Genomic DNA, 25037 nt, shown 5'->3' on the forward strand with positions numbered 1-25037 from the left:
AGTCAATTTGTTGATGAATTCAGACTATTTAGTTCTATAATTCTAAATCTGACTAATTGCAGCCCCTTATTTTTAGCTTTAACAACAACCCTCTACTAGTACATCTTGTTTACAGATACAGTCATTACTATAAATTATGTCTTTTCCTTTATAGCAAAGAGGGTTATTTTATCTATTGTTTGCTTATTCTTATCGTTTTGGATGTACCTTTTATACTCACAAAGTATATCCCTGAAGGTAATGAGTTCATCGATAATTCTACCTTGTCGGCCGTGATGTCATACATTCCAGAAGATACGATTATTCCCAATGCATTATGAATTTCAATGCTCACAGTATCACTACCGGTATTAGGTATATTAAGAGCTACATTATCACGGGTTGGATTAGGATATGCATTAATGTTTCCTAATTCGCTAATAGTTGTTGATAATTTACCCTGACAAGCAGCTTTGCTAGAGAATACTTCTACTACACCTCCATTTTTAGCATCAACCACAAAACTATTGGTATTGTATTCACCTACTACTTTATTATCAATAGTAACGGTATATGGAGGAGTACCAGATTGGATATCAACGAACACTTTGTTATTGATGTTATCCGTTGTTGTTTTTCCTTTTAGTACTGGAGCTTCTTCAATTACAAATTCATAACACTTTTCACAATCGGTAATCCCATCAATGGCAATACATAATGGGTAGGTTCCTGGTACTAAATCAGGTATAACAAGATTAGTGTTAAAAGAATAAACTTCACCATTGAGTGTTGCTATGTAATTAAGACTTTCTATTGCGTCAATACTTAGAATACCATTGTTTTTATCAGTACAAGCCTCGCTAGACGCTTGAATCTGGAAATTATTATCGGTTAAATTATCTATAAAACAATCTCCAGTTACATTTACTATAGCAGTTTGTTCAGCAACGTTACCATTAATATCAGTAATAGTAAGTGTTACGATATTGTCTCCAGTATTTCTGATATTAAAGGTATCAGGAGAAACTACCATAGTATCGATTCCACAGTTATCAAATGCTTCACTAGTAGGTACAAAAGCCACATAATCATTGGTAGTCGACCAAACTGCAGCATTACGTCCAGGAACCACAACTGCTGCAGTACCATCGATATTTTCTATTCCTTGTATTTTATCATTACCAGAATCAAAAGTACTGGTGGCATGTATTTCGATGCGATTAGTACCTTCAAATAACTTTATTTGGGTAGTCGTTGCATCTGGGGTGGTATCATAATAATGTACAGCATCAAAATCTATAATAACTATTCGATTAGGAGCTGTTCCTATGGTGGTATATCGTATGGTTCCACCTTCTGTAGGATTAAGATCAGTCATATCAAAAGCAATGAGGTTACTTGGTGTAGAGGCATCTGGAAGAGGGTTCCAACCACAACATCCATCTTCTCCTTCATCAGAAAAAGTGATAAATCCATTTGATGAGATATAAAACTCTGTATATAAATTTCCATAAAAACCAAACTCAAACCCTATAGGTAATGCTTCAGATACTTCGTCATCATCAAGCGTTACTTCGGTTCCTGTAGCACTAATATCTACACGATCAAATGTGCCCGAAGCTTCTACGGTATAGTCGCGAGCTATTGGATCTGCACCTATAATGTCTTGCGGAGTAACAGTAACAGTATCCTCAAAGTTTGCTAATGTAAGGGTTACATCTTTAGTATTAAACAAAGGTGCTCTGGTGTCAACCACATTAACATCATAACTACATTGCACTGTATTACCATCATTATCCAAAGTATCATAAGTAAACGTTGTTGTGCTTCCAACGGCTAACAGCGTTCCACTTGCAGGTCCTGCAGTAATATTGCTGGCGCATGGATAATTATATACAGCTCCGCAAGCATTTAAATCGGCATCTAAGATAATGTCCCCTGGACAAGAAGGCATAGTAACCGTAACGGTTGTCGTACAACTAACACGATTTCTATCATTATCAATTACTGTAATGGTTACCGAATTATCTCCTAAATCAGCACAACTAAAACTAGAAGGACTTATTCTTACACTACTGATGCCGCAATTATCACTAACACTTGTCAATACATCTTCTTGTGAAATAACCGCATTGCCTGTGGCATCTAGTACTACAGTAAAAGGAGCAGCGCATTGTACCACAGGATCTGTAACATCACCTATAAATATGGTAACATCTCTGGTACTTGTTACGCCACTACTAGTATCTGTAGCAGTTAGCTGAACACTATTTCGCCCTAGATTCTCACAGGTGAAATTTGTTTTACTTAGGCTTAAGGTTGCAGATCCACAATCATCGGCAACACTTGCATTTAAATCCGCCAGGGTAAGGGTAACTGTTCCTGTAATTGGGTCTAAATCAAGGTCAACAAAATTATTGGTTGTAATTACCGGTGGTGAATCTACTATGGTAACAGTTACATCGATGCTTGCTGTATTATTAGAAGCATCTGTAGCAATTAACTGAATTGGGTTGTTACCTATATGAGAACAATCAAAACTAGCTTGACTTAGACTTAAGTTATTAGTCCCGCAATTATCGGTAGCTATATAGCCAAAACTTGTAGGGTCTACAGTTGCATTTCCACTAGTGTCTAAGGTAACTGTTAGATTTGTAGTTATTGAGAAAGGAGATAAATCCCCTCGCACCCATACTCTATGGATGGTGCTATTTGTATTAATTGCAAAATCATCTACTTCCCAACGATTTCCTAACCCTCGAACACCCCAATGATTTGCTCCACCCACATAAAATGGAAAATCGGTAAGAGCAAAATCTCCTTTATTACTAAAATAACCATTAAGACTACTTCCAGGAATATTGGCAGTATGACCAGGAAGGGTATTGAATCTTCCACGTAGACCATTAAAGCTACCGGTTCCTGTTTTTATATAATTTACAGCATTAACATAATTTGTTTTAAAACTGATTACCCGACTATGCCCTGAAGTTTCTGCATAAAAACGCATTTCTTCAAAGTCAATGGCTGCTGCTAGTGTATTCCCTATATGTCCCCAATTGGCAGTTGCAGCCTCATTATCTCCTAGTGTTGAAGATCCTAATAAAGGGAGATCTGTGTTTCGCACTTGTAAAGCAGAATTATCTCCTGCCAGATGTACATAGTTAAGAATCATTAGCCAACCACCACCATCGGTATCGTTGTCCAATACTCCCTGAAAAGTGCTTCCGTTAAAATTAAAATAATAGGTCCCGCTAGGCACACTACCAACTGTTGCTTGTAGTAAATTTCTAAATGGATGGGCCATGGTTCCGTCTTGCGTATTATCTAAAACAGGAGGAGTAGTATCTTCTCCCGGACCACATTGTGCCTGTGTATTAAAAGTGGATATCGTAAATATCCATATAAATAGTAGTAGTTTTTTCATAGTAAGGGGTTTATAAAAATTAATATTCTTTCTAATAAGGAAATTTGCATCTATATATCCTTATTTTTATTCGATCTCTTATGTATGCTTGCTCTTATCTATAATCATACTTCCATCCAAAAATATTTTTTATAGATCATCACTAGTTTTGATAAAAACGAGAATGGGCCTTTTTTAATGAGTATAGTATTCATAAAATATGTTCCTTTTTTCATAGTGGCTAAAGAGTATATAATTTTATTAAAACAGTACATGTATAATTTTGCTATACACTATGTAATACAGCAAAGCGTTTCAATACCCTATTTTTAGTTGTAATTTTTTTGAAGAAATATCAAAAAGCAATGTACCAGTAGTCTTTTTGAGAGTAGAAATGTATAAAAAGTAGATATCATTAATAGATCAAACAATTTTGAAGTTTAAGAGAGGCAAAAGTATACCTAAGCTTATTTCTATATATAAAAACACCTCTACAAATACCCCTACAAAAAAAACAAAACACCTTAAAATCCAGTATTTTAAAAAACGACACTATTATAAAACCTGTAGATTTCCTCTTTTTTTAATAGTTTTGATTATCTTATTACTTTCAAGACCTCATGCCCGAAAAAAAGAAATCTGTTTGTGAAGAAAAGAATTTTGATTCTTTGTTTAATGCCCATTTTGAATCGGCAAGAAATTACCTGTACTATAAATGTGGTGATTTGCAACAAGCAGAAGATATTGCACAAGATGCATTTGTAAAATTGTGGAAGCGATGTGCCGATATTATCTTCGAAACAGCAAAGTCTTTAATTTTTACTATGTGCAATAATGCACTGTTAAATCAATTTGCACATCAAAAAGTAGTATTGCGTTATGAAGCCATACCACGAGATGACAGAAATAACGAAAGTCCCGATTTTATAATGGAAACTAATGAGTTTAAAGATAAACTTGAACGTGCTATCGCCAACCTGTCTACCAAAGAACGTGAGGTGTTTTTATTAAGTAGAATAGATAAAAAAACATATAAAGAAATAGCAGAGATTACTAATATTACAGTAAAAGCAGTCGAAAGAAGAATGAGTAATGCTTTTATTTCACTTAGGAAACTATTAGGAAATGATTTTAATATTTAAAAAATAGGGTAATCTTGTAGTTGTCTGTATTATAATTGTAAAGGAGAAATATTCTTGTAATGCAAACACTACAAATTTAACTTTTAAATACAGAAAGTTGTACTCTTTCTAAATGTTATGGAAAAATACGAATCAGATAAAACATTTTTAGCGCGATGGGTTGCCGGCGAATTGAGTGAAGAGGAATTATCTGAGTTCAAAAAATCAAAAGTATACCACGGATTTAATCGTATCAATAATGAAGCGCAAAAATTTAAAGCGCCTCCGGTTGACAAGAGAGAATCGCTTATAAAAACAAAAGAAAAAATAACCTTTGGTAAGAAAAAGAAACTTCCAAGCATAACACTATATGCTGTTGCAGCTTCTATAGCAATTGTATTAGGAGTTTTTGGAGTATTTAATGCTACCAAAAGTTATACTACCTCTTATGGAGAAAAACTAGCTATCACTTTACCAGATGGCTCCAAAATACAGCTCAATGCCGACTCCGAACTTAAACATAAACGTTTTTTCTGGATGAACAACCGTAACGTTAGTTTAAAAGGTGAAGGATATTTTGAAGTTGAAAAAGGAGATGGCTTTATAGTAGAAACTACATACGGTACGATTTCTGTTCTTGGTACCAAGTTTAATATTAAAACAAGGTCTAAAACTTTTGAATTAAATTGTTTTGAAGGTGTTGTTCGCTTCGACAAATACGCTACAGAAGAGCATCGTATCCTAAAAAAGGATGATCGGGTTATTATTTCTGAAGATGAATTAATAGATCAAAAAAACAAAGAAGTTCTTCCTAATTGGATGAATGGTATCAGTGTTTTCAAAGAAGCTCCTTTACATGAAGTTTTGGATGAGATACGTATGCAATACAATGTTACTTTTCAAGGCGAAGAAACTGATCTATCTCGATTATTTACTGGAAGTTTTTTACACAATGATATAGAAAAAGCATTAAAATCTACACTTGCTCCGATGGGTATTTCTTATACTCTTTCTAAAGACAAAACAGTTGTATCTTTACAATAATTGCACAACCAATACCAATGAACCAACGCTTACTATTTGTATTCCTATTCCTTATTACCTCGGTATGTTATACTCAGGAAAAATTAATAATTGCATATACCGATACTCCTTTAAAACAAGTATTGATCGATGTAGAATCAAAAATGCCTATACTTTTTTCGTATGCACAAGAAGTTATAACTGATAAAACGATTACAATACCTCAACAAGAAATCACAATTGATGACTTATTATCTCGATTAGCCGTACAAACGGGACTTGTTTTTGAAAAAGTATCATCGCAACAAGTTATTATTACACAAAAAAGAATAATTTGCGGTTATGTCGTTGATGCTACTACTAAGGAAGTACTTCCTTTTGCTACGGTAACCATTACACCCGATCGTGCTACTATAACCGATGATAATGGGTATTTCAGTTTTGAAGACATTAATCAGAATACAGAAAGCGTTCAAATAAGTTTTATTGGGTATAGCGAAAAAAATATCACGCTTACGGTTGGAAATCCCTGTACAACAATTGATCTTGATCCTCAATCCTCTATGCTTGATGAAGTCGTTGTATTAGGGTACGTTACTTCAGGAATTGACAGAAACAAGGATAGTTCGGTAAGTGTAGACACAGAAAAATTAGATATTTTACCCGGGTTGGTCAGTCCTGATATAGCACAGAGTATCCAATTAATCCCAGGTATTTCGACCTTAGATGAATCTGCAACGGGTATTCAGATTCGTGGAGGATCACCCGATCAAAATCTGGTGTTATATGATGATATCAAATTATACAATACAGGGTATTTTTATGGTATGTTCTCTTTGTTTAACCCTTTTGCTACAAAAAAAGCAACCATTTTCAGGTCTGGTACAAGCGCTAGTTATGGTGATCGTATTTCTGGCATTATTGATATTTCCAGCGGAGAGCTTATTCCGAAAAAAACAGAAGGTGGCTTTGAGATTGATGGTCTTTCTGTAAACGGATATGTAAAGGTTCCTTTATCAAAAAAAGCTGCTGTATATGCCTTTGCAAGAAGATCGTATTCTGATGTTGTAGAAACTCCTACTTATAACAGTTATGAAGATAAAATATTTACAAACTTCGGGGTGGCAAGAGATAGTAATGGAAATGTATTAAATCTTGAAACCGATGACGATTATAGTCCCGAAACAAGTAATAATGATTTTTCTTTTGCAGATGTTAATACCAAACTTATTCTAAAACCTAACACTAAAAACAGTATCTCTATTAGTGGGTTGTACACTAGAAATCGTTTGGATTTTGACTTCTCGGGAGGTGAAGAATTTGTTGTAGACTCATTAATAACACAAAACAAAGGGTTAAGCCTAAATTGGAAACATAAAACAAGCGAAAAACAACAAGAAAAAGTCACCGCATATTTTTCTGAATATAATTCTTTTTATCAAAATGATGAACTAAAAGACGAAACCGGGAATGGTGTACTAGATTTAGAAGAAATTAATATTCGCAAAAATGATATTATAGATCTGGGTGTAAAATTGATTTCTACTTCTACACTTAAAGAAACACAGCAGCTTACCTTGGGATATGAGCTTTCGTATACCGATTTAAATGTGACTATCAGTAAAGAAAAACCTATTGATGCCGAAATAGAAAACTCGAGACAAGATGATAGTAATCTTAAAAATGCTGTATTTGGTGAATACACCTTCAGTTTTAAAAATAAGGGATTTATAAATACCGGACTTCGGTTTGTGCATTATAGTTCTTTGGGTGAATTTTTAATCGAACCTCGTATCAATTTCGAATACCCTTTAAGCGATCGTTTTAGAGTGAAAACGGCGATTGAAAGAAGAAATCAACCAATTTCTCAATTGGTAGAATTTAATCATACCGAACTGCGTTTAGAAAATCAATTATGGCGTTTATCAGATGATGAACAATTTCCTTTATTAAGTAGCAATCAAGTTTCGGGAGGGATATTGTATCATTATAAAAGTTTAAATATTGATGTTGATGCGTATTACAAAGAATTAGATGGATTAACTACATTTACCAATGGGTTTAGTAATCCTTTGGAAAACTTAGAAGAAGGAAAAAGTACAATAAAAGGCTTAGATTTTTTATTAAAATACAGATGGCATAATTACAAAATATGGGCAGGATATACATATAATGATATTACGTTTCAGTTTCCTAATTTACAGGACACTCCATTTAAATTTCCGGGAAACAATGATATTACACATCATTTTAGGATTTCGAATACCTTAAAGTTCAAAAAATGGCAATTCTCTCTGGGGTGGCAATTTAGAACCGGAAAACCCAGTACTTCTGTAAATAGTTACGAAATTAAAATTGATGCCGATGGCGAAAACGCAGGAGTAGTAAATTTTGGAGCTGTTAATAGTGGTAGGTTACCCGATTTTCACAGGCTAGATGCCTCTGTATTGTACGATTTTAATATTAAATCAGGTAACAAAAAACTAAAAGGACAGTTAGGATTATCATTCTTGAATATTTATAACCGGGTAAAACCTTTAAACTTAATATACAAAGCAGAGCGAAAGCCTTTGGATGATGGCGGAATTGCTATTGAAGGTACAACAGGAGCAACACCAGAAGAACTTGAGTTAATCTTAGAGCAGGTAATTCAACGATTTTCTTTAGGTTTTACACCAAATGCTGTATTAAGGCTATCTTTCTAAGCAATTACAAGTTATAAAGCTTCAAGATATTCGAGAATAGGAGCTCCTTTGGGCGCATTAATCTTTTTACGCAAACGATAGCGACTCATAATTACACTTTCTTCAGAAATGGCAAGCATATTAGCGATCTGATTTGTATCTAACCCCAGCTTTTCCATAGCTACCAGGCGTTCTTCAGATTTGGTAAGATCATACCCTTTGTCTTTTATGGCACTAAAAAAACTAGGGTGTACAGTTGTGAATTTCTTTCTAAAAATATACCAATCTTCTTTGGTCAGAATTCTGGTAGAGGTTAATTCTTCCAGGTTTTTGATTGATTGTTGCTCTCCAAACTCAGATTTTAATTCTTCCAGTTCTTTCGTTAACGCTTCCTGAGCATTACTTTTTTCTATTAATTGTTTTGTGAAATCTGCCAACTCCTGTTTGTTCTTTTCTAGTTCGGTAGTAGCCATCAACACCCTGTTTTTATAGATTCTTCTAATTAAATATCCTATAATTATCCCTCCCAAAACAGTAATGATCAACAATATAAAATACAACTGCTTTTTTGCACTTTCAGATTCGGTTTTCAATCTCAATTCACTTTTTTCTTTGGCAAATTGTAAACTATCGGCCAGCTTTTCCTGATGAAAAGTATACCTAAGTTCTAACGCCTGTATCTTTTTGATACTTTCGATATTAAAAACAGAATCAGAATACTTTTTATAAGATCGATAATCCTCTAGAGCTTGTTTATAATCTCCAAGTTTGTTGTAGATAAAACTTCTTCTGCGATATGATTTTGCTATTCTTGATTTAGCATCTTCATCTTTGGCTATAGTTATAGCTTCATTAATATAATTCAAAGCTGTTTTGTATGCTTTTAATTGCATATAGCTTGAAGCAATATTATAATTTACACGCTGTAAAGAGAGCCTCTGATTTGTTTTGGTATCGTATGCAAGATTCTCTAGATACATATCTATAGCTTTTATATATTCCTTTTGTGTATGAAACCAGGACGCCAGATTAGAATTAACTCTATAAGTGTTTTCTTCGTCCTTTAATTTTATAAAACTAGCTTTAGCCTTTTGGTAACAATACAATGCAGAATCCATCTGTTTCGACTGCCTATACGCCACTCCCATCATATTATAACCTATGGCTACTCCCTTTTCTTCCTGCTGTTGTTCTTTGATTATAATTGTTTTCTTAAAATACTCAATTGATTTTTTATACTCTTTCTGATCTCTATATACCATAGCCATATTGTGGTAGATATCTCCAACATTTGATGAATCTTGTATCTTTTCATAAAAAGTTCTCGACTTCAGATAGTAGTTTACCGCTTCGGGATAATTACCTTTACGTTTGTTTACAACTCCCAAAGATTTATAAACAGTAGCTAATTGTTGTGCTTCATCTTGGTTTTCTTTTTTTTGTAGTAACCTTAATGCCTGTATCAAATGCTTTTCGGCTTCACTAAAATCGTGCGCTAATTGGTACGTCCCTAATGCTATAAGAGCATCTATTTTTGTAGCATCTTTGTCAGCAAGCTCAATCTCCTGATATAATCGAATTAAGAGTGTATCCTTTTCTTGTGAAAAAGAGTATAATGATGCAATTAGCGATATAAATAAAATTAAAAAGCGGCACATATCATGATAAAAGTATCGAATAAATTAAGATTACATCATGCTTTGATCAAAAAAACAATATCATTTTTCAAAAGAAGTGTAGAAATACTATTTTCTTATATGCTTACTACAGAAATTCTTTTCATCAGATTATTTAACTAATTTTGAAACCAATTCATTTCACACATAAGAATGACAAAATTACGGCCTATTATGTTTGTAGGAACAGGATCAGATGTTGGCAAAAGCATTCTAGTCACTGGTATTTGTAGACTATTGAAACAGAAAGGATATACTCCTGCTCCATTTAAAGCACAAAATATGTCTCTTAATAGTTTTGTAACCCCCGATGGATTAGAAATTGGGAGAGCACAAGCTGTACAAGCCGAAGCATGCAAAATTGATTGCGCTACAGATATGAATCCTATTTTATTAAAACCTTCCGGAGCTAATAAATCCCAGATCGTTTTACATGGAAAACCTATTGGCGACCAAACCATCAAAGAGTACTTTTTAGGAAATAATAAGCAGCAACTTTTTGAAGAAGCTAAAACTGCATTTTTTCGACTTCAGGAAAAATATAATCCTGTCGTTTTAGAAGGAGCAGGAAGCATCAGCGAGCTTAACCTAAAGCACCGAGATATTGTAAACATGCGTATGGCACAAGCAGCTGGTGCAGATGTATATCTTATTGCCGATATTGATAAAGGAGGTGTTTTTGCAAGTGTATATGGTTCAATAGCACTTCTCGAACCCTGGGAGAAGAAACTTTTGAAAGGGGTAATTATAAATAAATTTAGAGGAGATATTTCTTTATTTGAAGATGGAAAAAAGATGTTAGAAAAACTAACCGGAATTCCCGTTTTAGGGATTGTACCTTATGCCGGTGACATCTATATTGAAGAAGAAGACTCTGTAGCCTTACAGAAAAAAGAGAAAACCATAGTGAGCGGATTAGTGAATATCGCTGTAGTTCTACTACCTTATATTTCTAATTATACCGATTTTAATGTATTAGAAAAGGATGCAAGAACACATCTCTTTTATTCTAATGATCCCAAAAGTATATCTGAAGCCGATATTATTATACTTCCGGGGAGTAAAAACACTATCCAGGATCTTATATTTCTTAGAGAAAAAGGCATTGCTAAGGTGATATTAGACGCTCACAAATCACAAAAAACCATTATTGGTATTTGCGGTGGATATCAGATGTTAGGAAAAATGATAGAAGATCCTCTGGGAGTCGAAAGTGATATTAAAGCGCTTCCCGGATTAGGTATTTTACCTATAACCACGCAGTTGACTTCAGAAAAGACAACTATACAATGTAATTTTAAGTTTAAAGAGTATCCTGAAACCATTTCGGGATACGAAATCCATATGGGGGAAACTACGGTTGAAAATCATCAACCTCTAAATTATATCGATGGTCAACCTGAAGGATATATACTCGAAAATTGCTGGGGAACCTATATTCATGGAATTTTGGATCACTCTACTGTAATTGAAGATGTGTTACAAAATTTTACCAATACCAAAACATCTTTTGATTATAAAGCCTATAAAGAAGAAAATTATGATAAGTTAGCTGCTTTATTAGAAAAAAGCATTGATATCGATTCTATTATTTCTGAAATGCACATTATATCATGATATACGGACACGGTGATGACGGCTATCGTTACGCAATACCATTTAAAGCAAATTTTAGTTCTAATATTTGGCATGAAGGAACTTCAGAGCTGTTACTTTCATATCTTAGAGAGCAGCTACCTCTTATTGCGAATTACCCAACGCCGAGTGCAGATATATTAACACAACAAGTAGCAAATCATCATGGATTAAATTCATCACAGGTAATAATAACTAACGGAGCTACAGAAGCTTTTTATAATATAACTCCTCTTTTTTCTGGTAAAAAAGCAGCCATAGGCATTCCTACCTTTTCTGAGTATGAAGATGCTTGTTTAAGGAGTAGCATGAAAATTAAGTACTTTGATCGTTCTGAAGTACTACATACTTCTTTTGAAGAGGATCTCGTATTTCTTTGTAACCCTAACAATCCCAATGGGTATAGCAATACGGTTTTAGAAATAGAGAAATTAGTATCCGATTTCCCCGATACTACATTTGTTGTCGATGAAGCGTATATTGAGTTTACTCATAAGATCAAATCTTGTGTTGAGCTTCTCGAAAAATTCACCAATCTCATCATCGTAAAATCGTTAACCAAATTATTCTCGATACCAGGATTACGGTTAGGATACATGTTGTGTAGTACAGTAATAGGAGAAAAACTGCAGCCTACTAAAATACCATGGAATGTCAATACCATGGCAATCGAGGCTGGAAAACACATATTTAAAAACTTTAAGGCTTTATATCCAGATATGGCAACACTTCTAGGATATAGTAGCCAATTACAACAACAAATTGATACATTAGATGGATTTACTGTTACCCCATCAAATACTAATTATTTTGTAGTAAAACTAGAAACACCCAGTGCCCCTATTCTCAAAGATTATTTAGCACACACTCATCAATTATTGATAAGAGATGCATCAAACTTTAGAGGTTTAGATAGTCATTACATTCGTATTGCCAGTCAGAGTCCCGAAAAAAATGAGCTATTAATTAATGCTTTACAGCAATGGAGCATGCTACAGTAATCATTCCCTTGGTAATTGGGTATATTCTTGATTTGATATTGGGAGATCCCCGATGGCTTCCTCATCCTATACGATTATTCGGTAATAGTATTGCTTTTGGTGAAAAAAAACTAAACACAAACCCCTTTGCTTTTATAAAGGGAATGGCACTCACCATTGGATTACTCATAGGTACAATTGCATTCTTTTATTATACTCAAAAACTCATTTCCTCATATACAATTGCCTATTATACATTTACCTCTATATTCGTGTTCTACGCCTTAGCAAATAAAAGTTTGATAGATGAAGGCAAAGCCGTTTTTACAGCCTTACAAGAAGGAATAGCACAAGGTAGAAAACGACTGTCATGGATTGTGGGTCGAGAAACGGATCAATTAAATCCACAACAAATAAAAACGGCAGTATTCGAAACATTATCAGAGAACCTTAGTGATGGAGTCATTGCTCCTCTTTTCTACTATGCATTATTTGGTGTGGCCGGTGCTATGGGATATAAAATGATTAATACCCTTGATTCTATGATTGGTTATAAAAATGAGAGGTATATACATTTTGGCAAGTTTGCTGCAAAACTAGACGATGTGGTTAACTATATCCCGGCTAGACTTACGGCATTTCTAATGTTACTGGTTACTGGTAAACTTCATAAAATTCCTTTTGTAGTACAATATGGTAAACAACACTCTAGCCCTAATGCCGGATATCCCGAAGCTGCGCTGGCTGCGATTCTGGATTGCAAATTTGGCGGACCTAATTATTATCACGGAAAATTAGTTGATAAACCGTTTATAGGAACGAATGATCGAATCCTGAAAGACCAGGAAATAAAAACAGTAGCAAGGATCAATCAAAAAGTAACCTTTACATTTGTTCTTTTAATTTGTATGGTTTACTATTTTCTTTATTACATAGCAAGACAATAATTTTTCGATTTATTAGAAAAAGATCTAAAATCTAATAGTGAAACGGTCTAAATTCTAACATCTAAAAAAAATATGCCCAAAAGATATATCATTACCGGAGCACCGGGAACCGGAAAAACAAGTTTAATCCAGGCTTTACAAGCTAATGGATATCAATGTTTTCCTGAAATTTCGAGAAAAATAATACTTGAACAACAACAGATAAAAAGTAATAAAACTCCGTGGGGAGACCTTCCTTGCTTTGCAAGCCTCGTCTATCAACAAACGATTAAAGAGCTACAGCTTCCTATTAAAAAAAATACATTTGTAGATCGAGGATTACCTGATATTATTGCCTATCTAAAAGCAAAATCTCATCCTATTCCAGAATATCTGCTGGGCTTTCCGTTCAAAACACATTATGCATCTACTGTATTTTTAATGCCTCTATGGGAAGAAATTTATATCAACGATCCCCAACGTCCTCAATCTTATCAGGAAGCATTACAAATTCATCAATGTCTTATACAAGTCTATCAAAGCCTTAACTTTACAATAGAGATAGTGCCTAAAACAACTTTAACAAAACGTGTAGATTTTATCCAATCGTTTATTTAAACAAAAAAAGTATCTTCGCTGCTGATTTACGGTTCTTTTGGAAACAAAAGATGAAAAGGGAATTTGGTGAAAATCCAAAACTGTTCCCGCAACTGTAATACACATATAAAATTATGATCCGTATGCCACTGTAGTACAACTATGGGAAGGCGATCATAATTGTGTAAAGTCAGGAGACCTGCCATAAATCAAAATATAATATTAACTCTCGGGTAAAGAGTTGGTCCTGAATAGCTTTATGAGTATACCTAAAGCAATTCTATTTTTGACTTCTCTTCCTGTTTTTAATTTCTTTTAATTATGGGAAAAAATATAAGTAAAGTAAACACCACCTTTCAATTTTGTGATGGAGGGTCCTGCCGAAAAGCAAATAGTGAAATCGCAATACGAGAAGCCAGAGCATATTTGCGTAATAACGGGCTTTGGGATACTACACATACGATAAAAACAAGATGCAATGGTCGTTGTGAAGATGCACCGACCTGGATTGTACAACCTGGAAACTATTGGTATAAAAACCTGACTCCCGATAAAGCCGTTTCAATTCTGAAATCCCATTTAGAAGAAGATCAACCCGTCGAAGAGTATTTACTATATAAAGAAGGATGGCCAGAATTAGCCACAGAGAATGAGAAAACTATAGCACCAATTGTTTTTAAAGATAAAATAGATCCAGAACTCGGAGAAGCGTTAGTAGCGCGGTCTTTTGCTTCAGATCAACATCTCTATCCTCTATTTAAATACTTATTTCAAGAACCAAAACGTATTGTGGTTCAACAATACGACACAGCTACCGTTGAAATAAAATTACCTCACCATGTCGATTATACTGATGATTATGAGGTAAAAATTACGGGAGAAGAGCTTCAGTTACAATTAACGATTGCCGGAATCCCGAAAGACATTTCAGAAGAGATTGCCGATCGTAAAGTAAGTGTTGCAGAAGTGATCTGGCTTAAAAAATCTACTATCTTTACCAAGGCAATACGTCTAAAAAATAAAAAAGGAAAACACCTGGTCACATTTTGGATAAAAGAAGAGGATACAACCACCTGGGAACATATCCTTACGGTTTATCTGGGAATGTCACCAAACCATATTAGAATCAGTGAAGAAGTCTAAACACATAAGCATACTAGGTTGTGGATGGTTAGGATTACCATTGGCAATAAATCGAATTGCCAATGGGGATACGGTAAAAGGATCTACAACCACAGAAAGTAAAATCGAAAAGCTAAAATCCGAAGGGATTACACCTTATCTTTTTACACTTGGAAAATCTTCGGAAAAAGAATATTTGGATTTTCTATCAGGAAGTGAAATTGTCATTATTAATTTTCCTCCTAAACGAATTCCAAACATTATAGAAGTATACCAAAATCAAATAAAAAGTATACTTCCATCTATTTCTGATACTCAAAAAATAATCTTTATCAGTTCTACTTCGGTATATCAAAATACAAATGCAGAGGTAACCGAAACATTGAATATTGCACCAGAAAAAGAATCAGGAAAGGCTGTTGCCGCTGTAGAGCAATTATTGCAAGAACAATTCGAAAACCGAGTGAGTATTATTAGACTATCGGGTCTTATTGGTGATGATCGCTTACCAGGTCGATTTCTTGCCAATAAAAAAGAAGTGCAGAATGGAGATGTTCCCATTAATGTAATTCATAGAGAGGATTGTATTGGATTAATTAATGCGGTTATAGAAAAAGAAGCCTGGGGAGAAATTATAAATGGTTGTGCAGACCAACACCCGATACGAAAAGAATATTATACACTTGCTGCCCAAAAAATAGGACTTACCCCTCCTACCTTTATCAAACAAGAAAAACAAGCTTATAAGATTATCTCTAATACCAAAAGCAAAACACTTTTGAGGTATTCTTATATTCATCCCGATCCTTTAAAATTAATTTGACTATGAATATTGTAGCCATAGTAGGTGCTGGTCCCGGAGATCCAGAATTATTAACTGTAAAAGCATCTCGCTTTATCAAAGAAGCAGATATCATCCTTCATGATAATCTCGTTTCAGATGCTATTTTAGCGATCAATACAACTGGAGAAAAAGTATATGTAGGGCGTAAATTTGGAGATACGTCTGATCAAATAGAACGCCAGCAAAAGATCAATGAATTACTTTGTGTTCATTACCAGAAAGGTAAAAAAGTAGTTCGCCTTAAATCTGGTGATCCTTATGTCTACGGAAGAGCGGCTGAGGAAGCACGATATCTGACAGAAAAAAATGTTCCTTTTGAGGTGATTCCTGGTATTTCTGCAGCACTGGCAGCTGCTAATATTTTTAATATCCCTATTACCGAAAGGAAGAAGTCTAATGCCATGCTAATATGTACGGCACATACGGCAGATTATTCTTTTGAACAACTCACTGGTATTGCCCATATGCTTAAAGCAGGAAATACCATCTCGATATATATGGGGCTTAAAAGCCTGCATAGAATTATTCCAAAACTTTTAGAAGTGTGTGAGGATGATACTATCCCTGTGAATGCAGCCTCTAATGTATCGCGATCTAATCAGAAAATTATAACCGGTACGCTAGGGACTATACAGGAACAGATTAAAAACAGTACATTGCAAATGCCTGTAGTGTTATTAATTGGAGCCAATCCTATTTGATAAATCAATAGTTGTCTGCCTGAGCTTCTCGAAGATCAATAAAACCTTCTTTTTCAATTATAATTCGACAAGCTTAGTGAGACATTAGAGTACTATTTTTACTTATAGAATAATATTGACAACTGTAGATAAAAACAAAAACAATGAAATGAGCCATAACAATTGAGTTGATACCAACCGAGATGTTCAATGGCGAATTTTATCTGACAACTAAAAGACAATAAAAAAGAACAGATGAAAGAAGGAATATTACTTTGTGGACACGGAAGCCGTAGAGAAGCTGCCATTACTTCTTTTAAACGGCTGGTAAGTATCCTAAAAGAACGTTATGAAAATGACTATGAAGTAGATTATGGATTTTTAGAATTTAATCACCCTACTTACGAAGCTGCAGTAGAGCGTATGTACCTGAACGGAATCCGAAAAATATATGCGCTTCCTGTTATTTTATTTGCCGGATCTCATGCCAAAAATGATATCCCTTATGAATTGAACACCATTCAAAGTTATCATGAGGATCTAACCATTGCTATGGGAAAACATATCGGTGTTAATTCTTTTTTGTTAGATCTTGCTGTAAAGCGAATCGAGGAGACAGAAGCTACTTTATCTACTCTAGATCGAAAAGAAACATGTCTAGTGGTTGTGGGCAGAGGCACTACAGACCCCGATGCCAATAGCGATGTATGTAAGCTAACCAGCATGCTCTGGGAAGGAATGGGATTTGGATTTGCTACTACAGCATATAGCGGAACAGCTTATCCTAAAGTTGACGAATCTCTACAAATGATCGAAAAACTAGGATTTAAACGAACTATCGTTATTCCTTTTTTCTTTTTTACGGGAGTGTTACTAGAGCGTATTTATGGTCATGTTACCGATATGAATACATCTTCTACCCTAGAGTACATCTATACAGATCCTTTTGGTACCGATGAGTTATTGATGAAAGCTTTTGATGAACGCTTAGAAGAAGCTAAAAGCGGTACTGCCCATATGAATTGCCAACTTTGTAAATATCGAAAGCAAGTAGTAGGGTTTGAGCAGGATTATGGTAAAGAACAAGTTGGACACCACCTCAACGTAAAAGGTATCCTTTTTGAAGAAGATGAAAAACCAGGTGAAGTAAAAAACTCATTGGGTAGCAAAATCAAGAAGATGTTGGGGATTTAGATTTTTGAAATTCTATTCCTATAATCCTGGTAAAAATAAGATTCCGAGCTTAGCATACGTACAATACAAGTCTTACAGAATAGTATTAATTCGTTTTTACTAAGCCATTCTATGTGCACTGATATCGTTTTGAGACGATCCCATTCGTTTTTATATCTTCCCAAAGCTCCACCACCTCATTAGATATTGATTATCAGCAGTATAAACAAAAATATTCTTCCCTTATGCATTTATCATTATATGTAATTATGGTGTTATACATGCTATAAAAATATTTATAAAATATAATTTGTTAGTTAAGACTAACTTTTTTAGTTTTATACAACTAATAAATTATATATTTACACATGGACTACGTTATTGAACTATTGGAAATGAAGAAACGGCAGTTAAACCGTGAAGTCATGAATCAAAATCTTCTGCAGAAAGATATTAGAAAAGGAATTTCAGAATTATCAAAAATCACAGAAATAACCAAAGCAATAAAAGTTTTAAAATCAAAAAAATACAAATACAAAAATTAAAACATGAAGATCACACAACAATTACCAGACCTACCGTATGATAAAAAATCACTTGAACCCATACTCACCGAAGAAACTTTTGATTACCATTATGGAAAACATCATGCAGCTTATGTAAACAATTTAAATACATTGATAAAAGATACTCCATTAGTAGACGTCACAGTACAAGAAATAATTCAATACGGGTTTCAACATAATGACACTTTGCTTTTCAATAATGCTGCTCAACATTGGAATCATAGTTTTTTCTGGCATTGTTTATCTCCAGATGAAGGAAAAAAACCACACGGGAAGATCAAAAAACTTATCGAAAGAGATTTTGAGACATTCGAAAAATTTAAAAAGCAATTCTCTACCAGTGCCATTAAATTATTTGGCGCAGGCTGGACCTGGCTTGTACAAAACCAGGAAGGAAAATTAGAAATCTTATCCTTGAAAGATGCTCAAACACCCATAATTGAAAATAAAACTCCTATCCTAACACTTGATGTCTGGGAGCATGCATACTATATAGATTATCGTAATGCACGTCCAAGATTTGTAGAGAGTTTTTGGGAGATTGTAAACTGGAATTTTGCTAACCAAAATCTAAAATAAGATGAGCGAATTATGCACTAATCAAATTGAAAATTATTGGAAAGCCAAAATAACAACTTCTAACACTTTGTTTAATAAAGGTAAATTCGACCAAGCATTATTAGGATATAAAGATGCTCTATATCGAGCCGAAATATTAAACATAAATCAGTCGGATTGTATTCGGGATAACATTCCATTTATACAGATATATATCATTTCTTGTAATAACATTGCTAATACTTATAAGGAATTAAAACAGTATGAAGAGGTCGAAAACACACTTAAAAGAGTTGTTTACTACCTTTTACATTTATCCAGTAATATCGACTTAAACATAGATGAAATTAAAGCAGAACTAAAAAGAGCTACCATTGCTTATGTAAATTTTGTGAAGGAAAACGGAGGAGATAGAAAACAACAGGAAACATTATTTACTGTACTAAAAGAACAATTAATAGAAAGCTATTAATTATTACTAAAGCGGGCTATTTTTAGTATAGACCTCACAGGTTTTAAAAACCTGTGAGGTCTGTCTATACCTTATCAAGGTGATCTTTGTGACATATAAGGTAATTTGTGTAGATCAAAAAGCATTCCTAGTGATCAAAGAACTATCTCTAAGCAACTCACAAGGTAATTTGAAGGGTTATAAAAGTAGCTCGAAGAATTAATGGAATTCTTCAAACTACTTTTGGCTGGGCTCAATCCCTTATCGATATGAGGTACACCTCTGCTAACAAGGGGTATTACAAATGTGTTTGCTCGCTGTTTCACTTGATTTTTGTCATATACATATACCAATTCCATTCCCAGGTTTCTCCATTATCATCAGAGAATGCCTGACTCCAAACCGGCTTGTTTTCATCTCTTACATCCCATCGAAAAACGACTACAATAGGTTTACCTTCAAAAGTATCTTTGGTAAAAAAATAGCCGATATCATTTTCAAAAGATCCAACTACCGGGGGATCAAATTTTCCTCGATTAGAATCTGCCCAGTACATACTCCATAATCGTGTTTCAGGGTCAAAAAGCCGTACTGTCATTCCTTCAAATGGTTGCCCGTCTCTTATTGCAAGAAAATTGTCGATATTACCTAAACCATTTAATACTTTATACATTTCCTGAGTAGATTCGAACTCTGTCCATTCTTCACAATGATTAAGTATTGATTTAAGTTTTTTGTTACGAAGTCTAAATTTTCCTTCAAAGAAATCGAAATCATGTTTAGAAGATGTTGAAGTAGGTGTAATTATTAACTCATTATGAATATCAAAATTTACTTTTGGAATTTCAGAATCATGATTGTTTTTCATATTATTTCATGCTTTTATTGTTTATCTGGCACAAAAATAAATGGGGAGGGTGACAACATTATGTCAGTCAAAAAAGTGAACTCAAAAAATTTTCATATACTCCTGAATAGTGTATGAATGTTCTTTTTTAAAATCCTCTGAAGTGCGAACCAACCTATTGATTTTACTTACGATAAAGTCACGATATGCTTCTCTAAGAGAACACCAGGCTATAAGATGCCATTGATTGTTATAAAAAATAATCCCTATAGGCTCTATTGCTCTTTGAGTTTGATTGTTATTATTATCGGTATAATTTATATTGAGAATGTGTTTGTCAACAATAGCATTCTGAATTGCTGATAAATAATGATTCTGGTTATTAGAATCAGAAGGTAAGTAAACTTCAACTTTTGAAGAAAATTGTTCGAGTTTTTCCCAGTCCTGATATTTCAAAACAGCTTTTATTTTTTCGAGAGCAGTATCTGAGTTTTTCGTAATTGATTTGTCTGCAAATTTATAAGCAAGTGATTGCAATAAAAGAAGAGAATTTGCTTCTTCAATAGTGAATAGAAGAGGTGGTAAAAAATAGCCTTTCATGATACAATATCCTTTGCCAGGTTCAAAATACACAGGAATTCCCACTTCATTTAAAGCTTTGATATCTCTATACACTGTTCGTAAACTAAGCCTGTATTTTTTTGCAAAAGCCTCTGCAGAAACAAATTTTTTGGACTGCAATGTCCATAACATGCTCATCAACCGGTCTACTCTATTCATTTTTTAAAACTATATTTTACGTTTTTTAAAATTACACGAATAGTTTAAATAAGTTCGATGTACATTAAGAAAAATAGTGTAAAAAGAATACATCTTCATTTTTGCCAAGTACCTCTATACAAGCTCACTCCTTATGCATCGATGGGCATAACATTTTTGATTATATATCTTAACTATTTCGAATATTTACTATACAGACCTCACAGGTTTTAAAAACCTGTGAGGTCTCTTAATATATACACTTTTTGTAAATGAATTATTTATGTTTTCAGAAAGTTTATTTTGGTCTGGATACCCATTTTTTTATGACTTCCTCTTCTTTTCCAACACTATAGTATTTCATTTGTTTTCCCTGTATTACTTCTCCAAAGGCGATGTCATTTTTGGGATACCTGCTTTTGTATCCTTCTAGTTGATCAGATATCGTTTCGACCATAGGACGATTTACTAACCCTGCACTAATAGCTTTCTGAACATTAAAATAGTACGCCCCAACAGGTTTTGATCTCCATAAAGGCATTATTTTATAGGGAAGAATACCATTTTGTATAAGAAAATCTCCATCAATCCAATGCAATTTTTTAGGCATATCTGTAGCATGAATAAGACTAGATACATAATCTTTAAAAGGAGTTGGATTAGAAGCGACATTGAATGCTCCATATATTTTTGATGCTGAACAATGAACGATAAAGTTTGCCAAACTTTTTACATCTGTAACCTGCATGTGATGATTATGAACATTTGGCAAGAGTATTTCTCCTCCTCTGTAAAATCTAATCGGCCAGAAAGGCTCTGCATTTGGATCACCTGGGCGAGTAACTCTAAGACTTTTCATTCCATGAGACCTGTATATCGTAAAATTATCTATCCGTTCTCTAATGGTTTCTTCAGCAAATGTTTTTCTTATGGCATATCTAAAGTCTTCGCTTATCGTTTTTGGGAATTTTGGCAGAGGGTTTAAGGCTTCTGATTCTTCAATAAACTTTTTATCCCATTTGTCATAAACCGATATGGTAGATATGTAGTGATAATGCCCAAATTGCCCTTTAAACTCTTCAAGAAAATCTGAAACAGCTTTTGGAGATTTTTGCCATGTATCTACAACAATATCCCAATAGGTTTCTTTATATTTTTTATCAATATTTTTAAATCCTTCTTTATTTTCTTTCTCCCGGTCACAAATGATAACAGGTAAATATTTAAAAAGTTCGGGATTGGTTTTTCCTCTGTTTAATAATGTTACTTCATAACCTAATGCTAAAAATGTTTCGACAATAGTAGGTCCTAAAAATCCTCTACCTCCCAGGATAAGTACTTTTTTATTAATATCACCAAATATTTTAAATCCCGAAGCGGTTATTGGGCTTAAAAAAGTAGCAGTTGAAACAATCCCCAAAGTTTTAATAAAATCTCTTTTATTCATGTAATTCATCTTATGTTAGAATACAAATATGGGGGCAAGTAAGAGAATAACGGAACTCCTTAATTAATCAGTACTTATTTCTTTTTTGAATTGTCCCGGAGTTTTCCCTGTATGTTTTTTGAAATGATGAAAGAAAGTCGATTTAGAGTTAAATCCGCACTCATAGCCTATACCTTCTAAGGTTAACTTTAATTTATCCCCCTCTTTTATTCTGTCTATAGCATACGCTACTCTTTTGGTATTGACCAAATCATAAAAAGTAGTATTCATTTCAGAATTTATGATCTGCGAAAGATGGTGTTTAGGAATATTTACAGATTCTGACAAAATAGCTAATGAAAAATCGGGATATAAATATGTTTTATTTTCCCCAAAAAACCGATTAATAGAATCTATAAACATCATTATCTCATCGTTTTTAAGCGGGCTATGCTTATATTTCTTTTTATCAGTAACAGCATCAAAAGGTACTTCAGGGCGGTATACCATTCCATATTTCAACCCATAAAACCCGATCACGGTTACTAGAATAACATACCGTAAAACATCCCAAACTTGAAAATATGCTACTCCCACCAAAAGTTCTATTGCTAATCTTACAAGACTAATTCCTGTACTTATAAGAAATAAAATTGCTATAACTCTAACCCAGGAGAGCTCTAGCATACTACTATCGGCCTTATAGGTCTTAAAAAACTTATCTGTTTTATAATATGAATATAGTATGTATAATGGATAAAAAGTTAGAGAAATCAATTTTGCAATTAGAATTATTATTTCCCATAACAATTCTGATTCCTGCCTGATAAAAAAACTGAAAAAGGTAAAAATGACAAATGGTAAAAAATGTAAAAGATTGGTTTTGGCAATATATTGATTAAATAAGGATTTGGTATAAAACAGAAAAAAGGGGCCATGCAAAAAGCTAATTGTTGCTATTAATATCCCGGTTACATCAGTTAGGTATGAACTCTTACCTATCCCTAATAATAAATGGACAGAGAATACCAAAAACCAAGTCATCAAAATCAGATCTGATAGTTTTCTTTTCTTTTTCAATACAATGAGTATCGCAAATAAAATACTTTGAATAGATCCAATTCCTAAAATTACGACTAATACATTAGACATTTTATTATAGATTTTGACTTAAGTTGCCAGGTAGTATTAAAAATTAGTGGGAAGATAATATGATTTCTTCTTTAATTTCAAAAAATCTTTAACTCTAATATCTTAGTACAACATTTCTTTATGCCATAATAGGTATTTTAAAACGCTCTTAAAATCTTCATATTTTATCCATCATTTAGAAAATATACTACACTACTGTTTCCTAAGATTTTTTGTCGTTAGATCACTCAAATAAAAAATTATAACACGCCAAAAATCTTTAGGATGTTTAAAATTCGTTTCTATAAAACATAATTAGATGGTTTTATAGATTTTTTTTAAAAAAATCAACTGCAAGGTTTAGTGTTTTTTTGTGTATTTCTTTTCTATTTACTTTGGGGTGATCTATTGTAATTGCAGGAATAATTTTTTTTCCAAATTCTGTAGGCTCGTTTAAAAACACATAATGATCAACATTCTCATCAAACAAATGTACCTCACTAGTCGATATCAAATTATGATAATGAAGAGCATTTTGTTCAACAGGAGTATTGGTGTCTCCTTTACCTGCAACTATACATATAGGGGCCGTAATAGATTGCGTTTGTTTTTTAGAGTGAAATCCAAATCCAATAGCTGGAGACATCACAAAAAATGCTTTTATTCTTTTATCCTTAACCTGGTCTTTATATTTAATGTAAGATGAAACGATAAGACTATCTTTTTCAAAATCAATAACTTCATCTGTATTCGGAAATTCTGGTGGTGCTTTTCTATCAACCTCACTTGTGTTAGCTGTTTTTCTTTTATTTCTATCGACATACCCTCCTGCAAGAGCAATATTAGTATAACCTCCTAAAGAAAAACCAACGCCTCCTATTTTTGTAACATCTATCTTTTTTTTAAAAAATTCATCCTCTAAAACGGTATTAAGCACATACTGAATATCGATTGCTCTTTCCCACCATTTTACAAATTCTCTTGGTAATTTGTTATCGGTAGAATTTCCATAGTGATCTACAGATACAACTATATACCCTTCTTTCACCATTTTTTCAATAAACCAAGTTAATGAAAACCTATTACCTCCAGTTCCATGTGACACTAGCAATAAAGGACGCTTATCGCCAAGCAAACTTGCATTCGGAATCGTTTCAATAGTTTTGAAAAGTGTTTCTTTTTTAGAAACTGAATCTTTTTTCACAAAAGCATCATGAGTTGGATACCATATTTCTGTCACTAACGGGCGATTCCGTGATTTATCTATATAAGTTATTGATTTCTGTCCTACCTGAATACTTTTATATTTTTCTGAAGAACATGAAGTAAATAAGATTATAGTAATAATAGCTGTTGAAAAAATATTCATTTGCCTAGTTTTAATGATAATTAGTCTATAGATGACTAACCATTTTATTTGTTACACTTTCATCAGGCGTTTTATATTTTTATT

The 25037-nt window shown here is 33.5% G+C and carries 21 protein-coding genes and 1 riboswitch; of the genes, 14 read left to right on the top strand and 7 right to left on the bottom strand.

Annotation, left to right across the window (positions count from 1 at the left end; genetic code table 11):
• Positions 1 to 172: 172 nt before the first annotated feature.
• The gene (locus Z053_RS0100295; protein ID WP_025663033.1) at positions 173 to 3406 is read right to left on the bottom strand and encodes a T9SS type A sorting domain-containing protein; all 3234 of its coding nucleotides are present in this window, start codon (positions 3404 to 3406) and stop codon (positions 173 to 175) included.
• 599 nt (positions 3407 to 4005) lie between these two features.
• Here Z053_RS0100295 and Z053_RS0100305 point away from each other — a divergent pair.
• The 3 genes from Z053_RS0100305 (at position 4006) to Z053_RS0100315 (ending at position 8234) form a co-directional block, all read left to right on the top strand.
• On the top strand, positions 4006 to 4527 hold the full coding sequence (locus Z053_RS0100305; RefSeq protein ID WP_025663034.1) for an RNA polymerase sigma factor: 522 nt from the start codon (positions 4006 to 4008) through the stop codon (positions 4525 to 4527).
• Between the two features lie 117 nt (positions 4528 to 4644).
• On the top strand, positions 4645 to 5550 hold the full coding sequence (locus Z053_RS27605) for a FecR family protein (protein ID WP_025663035.1): 906 nt from the start codon (positions 4645 to 4647) through the stop codon (positions 5548 to 5550).
• A gap of 17 nt (positions 5551 to 5567) precedes the next feature.
• Positions 5568 to 8234 (top strand): TonB-dependent receptor, encoded by a 2667-nt coding sequence (locus tag Z053_RS0100315; protein ID WP_025663036.1) that lies wholly within the window; start codon positions 5568 to 5570, stop codon positions 8232 to 8234.
• A gap of 11 nt (positions 8235 to 8245) precedes the next feature.
• On the opposite strand, the gene Z053_RS0100320 is transcribed toward Z053_RS0100315, so the two are convergent.
• Positions 8246 to 9871 (bottom strand): tetratricopeptide repeat protein, encoded by a 1626-nt coding sequence (locus tag Z053_RS0100320; RefSeq protein ID WP_025663037.1) that lies wholly within the window; start codon positions 9869 to 9871, stop codon positions 8246 to 8248.
• A 171-nt stretch (positions 9872 to 10042) separates the two neighbouring features.
• On the opposite strand from Z053_RS0100320, the gene Z053_RS0100325 reads away from it, so the two are divergent.
• The 11 genes from Z053_RS0100325 to Z053_RS0100375 all read left to right on the top strand — a co-directional run bounded on the left by Z053_RS0100325 (position 10043) and on the right by Z053_RS0100375 (position 19442).
• Positions 10043 to 11506: a cobyric acid synthase gene (locus Z053_RS0100325; RefSeq protein ID WP_025663038.1), complete on the top strand. Its 1464-nt coding sequence runs from the start codon at positions 10043 to 10045 to the stop codon at positions 11504 to 11506.
• Positions 11503 to 12525: a pyridoxal phosphate-dependent aminotransferase gene (locus Z053_RS0100330; RefSeq protein WP_025663039.1), complete on the top strand. Its 1023-nt coding sequence runs from the start codon at positions 11503 to 11505 to the stop codon at positions 12523 to 12525. Before Z053_RS0100325 ends, Z053_RS0100330 begins: the two co-directional genes overlap by 4 nt.
• Positions 12507 to 13451, top strand: coding sequence for an adenosylcobinamide-phosphate synthase CbiB (gene cbiB, locus Z053_RS0100335; protein ID WP_025663040.1), 945 nt, complete (start codon positions 12507 to 12509; stop codon positions 13449 to 13451). Before Z053_RS0100330 ends, cbiB begins: the two co-directional genes overlap by 19 nt.
• 72 nt (positions 13452 to 13523) lie before the next feature.
• Positions 13524 to 14048, top strand: coding sequence for an AAA family ATPase (locus tag Z053_RS0100340; RefSeq protein ID WP_025663041.1), 525 nt, complete (start codon positions 13524 to 13526; stop codon positions 14046 to 14048).
• A gap of 12 nt (positions 14049 to 14060) precedes the next feature.
• Positions 14061 to 14248, top strand: a riboswitch (cobalamin riboswitch).
• A 100-nt stretch (positions 14249 to 14348) separates the two neighbouring features.
• Positions 14349 to 15170: a (2Fe-2S) ferredoxin domain-containing protein gene (locus Z053_RS29710; RefSeq protein ID WP_025663042.1), complete on the top strand. Its 822-nt coding sequence runs from the start codon at positions 14349 to 14351 to the stop codon at positions 15168 to 15170.
• Complete coding sequence (locus Z053_RS0100350; protein ID WP_025663043.1) at positions 15157 to 15972, top strand: SDR family oxidoreductase; 816 nt, start codon at positions 15157 to 15159, stop codon at positions 15970 to 15972. The genes Z053_RS29710 and Z053_RS0100350 overlap by 14 nt, the downstream gene beginning before the upstream one ends.
• A gap of 2 nt (positions 15973 to 15974) precedes the next feature.
• Positions 15975 to 16694 (top strand): uroporphyrinogen-III C-methyltransferase, encoded by a 720-nt coding sequence (gene cobA, locus Z053_RS0100355; protein ID WP_035094517.1) that lies wholly within the window; start codon positions 15975 to 15977, stop codon positions 16692 to 16694.
• 234 nt (positions 16695 to 16928) lie between these two features.
• Complete coding sequence (locus Z053_RS0100360) at positions 16929 to 17867, top strand: sirohydrochlorin chelatase (RefSeq protein WP_025663045.1); 939 nt, start codon at positions 16929 to 16931, stop codon at positions 17865 to 17867.
• Positions 17868 to 18214: 347 nt separating this feature from the next.
• Entirely contained in the window at positions 18215 to 18391 is a 177-nt protein-coding gene (locus tag Z053_RS31240; protein WP_160111999.1) for a hypothetical protein, read from the top strand.
• A gap of 3 nt (positions 18392 to 18394) precedes the next feature.
• Complete coding sequence (locus Z053_RS0100370) at positions 18395 to 18991, top strand: superoxide dismutase (protein ID WP_035094519.1); 597 nt, start codon at positions 18395 to 18397, stop codon at positions 18989 to 18991.
• Position 18992: 1 nt separating this feature from the next.
• The gene (locus Z053_RS0100375) at positions 18993 to 19442 is read left to right on the top strand and encodes a hypothetical protein (RefSeq protein ID WP_025663047.1); all 450 of its coding nucleotides are present in this window, start codon (positions 18993 to 18995) and stop codon (positions 19440 to 19442) included.
• A gap of 301 nt (positions 19443 to 19743) precedes the next feature.
• Here the strand turns inward: Z053_RS0100375 and Z053_RS30620 are convergent, their stop codons facing one another.
• From Z053_RS30620 to Z053_RS0100400, 5 genes are all read right to left on the bottom strand, one after another.
• Positions 19744 to 20289: a hypothetical protein gene (locus Z053_RS30620; RefSeq protein WP_025663048.1), complete on the bottom strand. Its 546-nt coding sequence runs from the start codon at positions 20287 to 20289 to the stop codon at positions 19744 to 19746.
• A gap of 81 nt (positions 20290 to 20370) precedes the next feature.
• Positions 20371 to 21048, bottom strand: a complete 678-nt coding sequence (locus Z053_RS27620) for a helix-turn-helix transcriptional regulator (RefSeq protein WP_035094522.1) — start codon at positions 21046 to 21048, stop codon at positions 20371 to 20373.
• A 277-nt stretch (positions 21049 to 21325) separates the two neighbouring features.
• On the bottom strand, positions 21326 to 22474 hold the full coding sequence (locus Z053_RS0100390; protein WP_025663049.1) for an NAD-dependent epimerase/dehydratase family protein: 1149 nt from the start codon (positions 22472 to 22474) through the stop codon (positions 21326 to 21328).
• 63 nt (positions 22475 to 22537) lie between these two features.
• Complete coding sequence (locus tag Z053_RS0100395) at positions 22538 to 23605, bottom strand: helix-turn-helix domain-containing protein (protein ID WP_025663050.1); 1068 nt, start codon at positions 23603 to 23605, stop codon at positions 22538 to 22540.
• Between the two features lie 304 nt (positions 23606 to 23909).
• On the bottom strand, positions 23910 to 24953 hold the full coding sequence (locus Z053_RS0100400) for an alpha/beta hydrolase family protein (protein ID WP_025663051.1): 1044 nt from the start codon (positions 24951 to 24953) through the stop codon (positions 23910 to 23912).
• Positions 24954 to 25037 lie beyond the last annotated feature (84 nt).

It is taken from the genome of Aquimarina megaterium XH134, from assembly GCF_000520975.1.
GTDB classification, from domain to species: domain Bacteria; phylum Bacteroidota; class Bacteroidia; order Flavobacteriales; family Flavobacteriaceae; genus Aquimarina; species Aquimarina megaterium.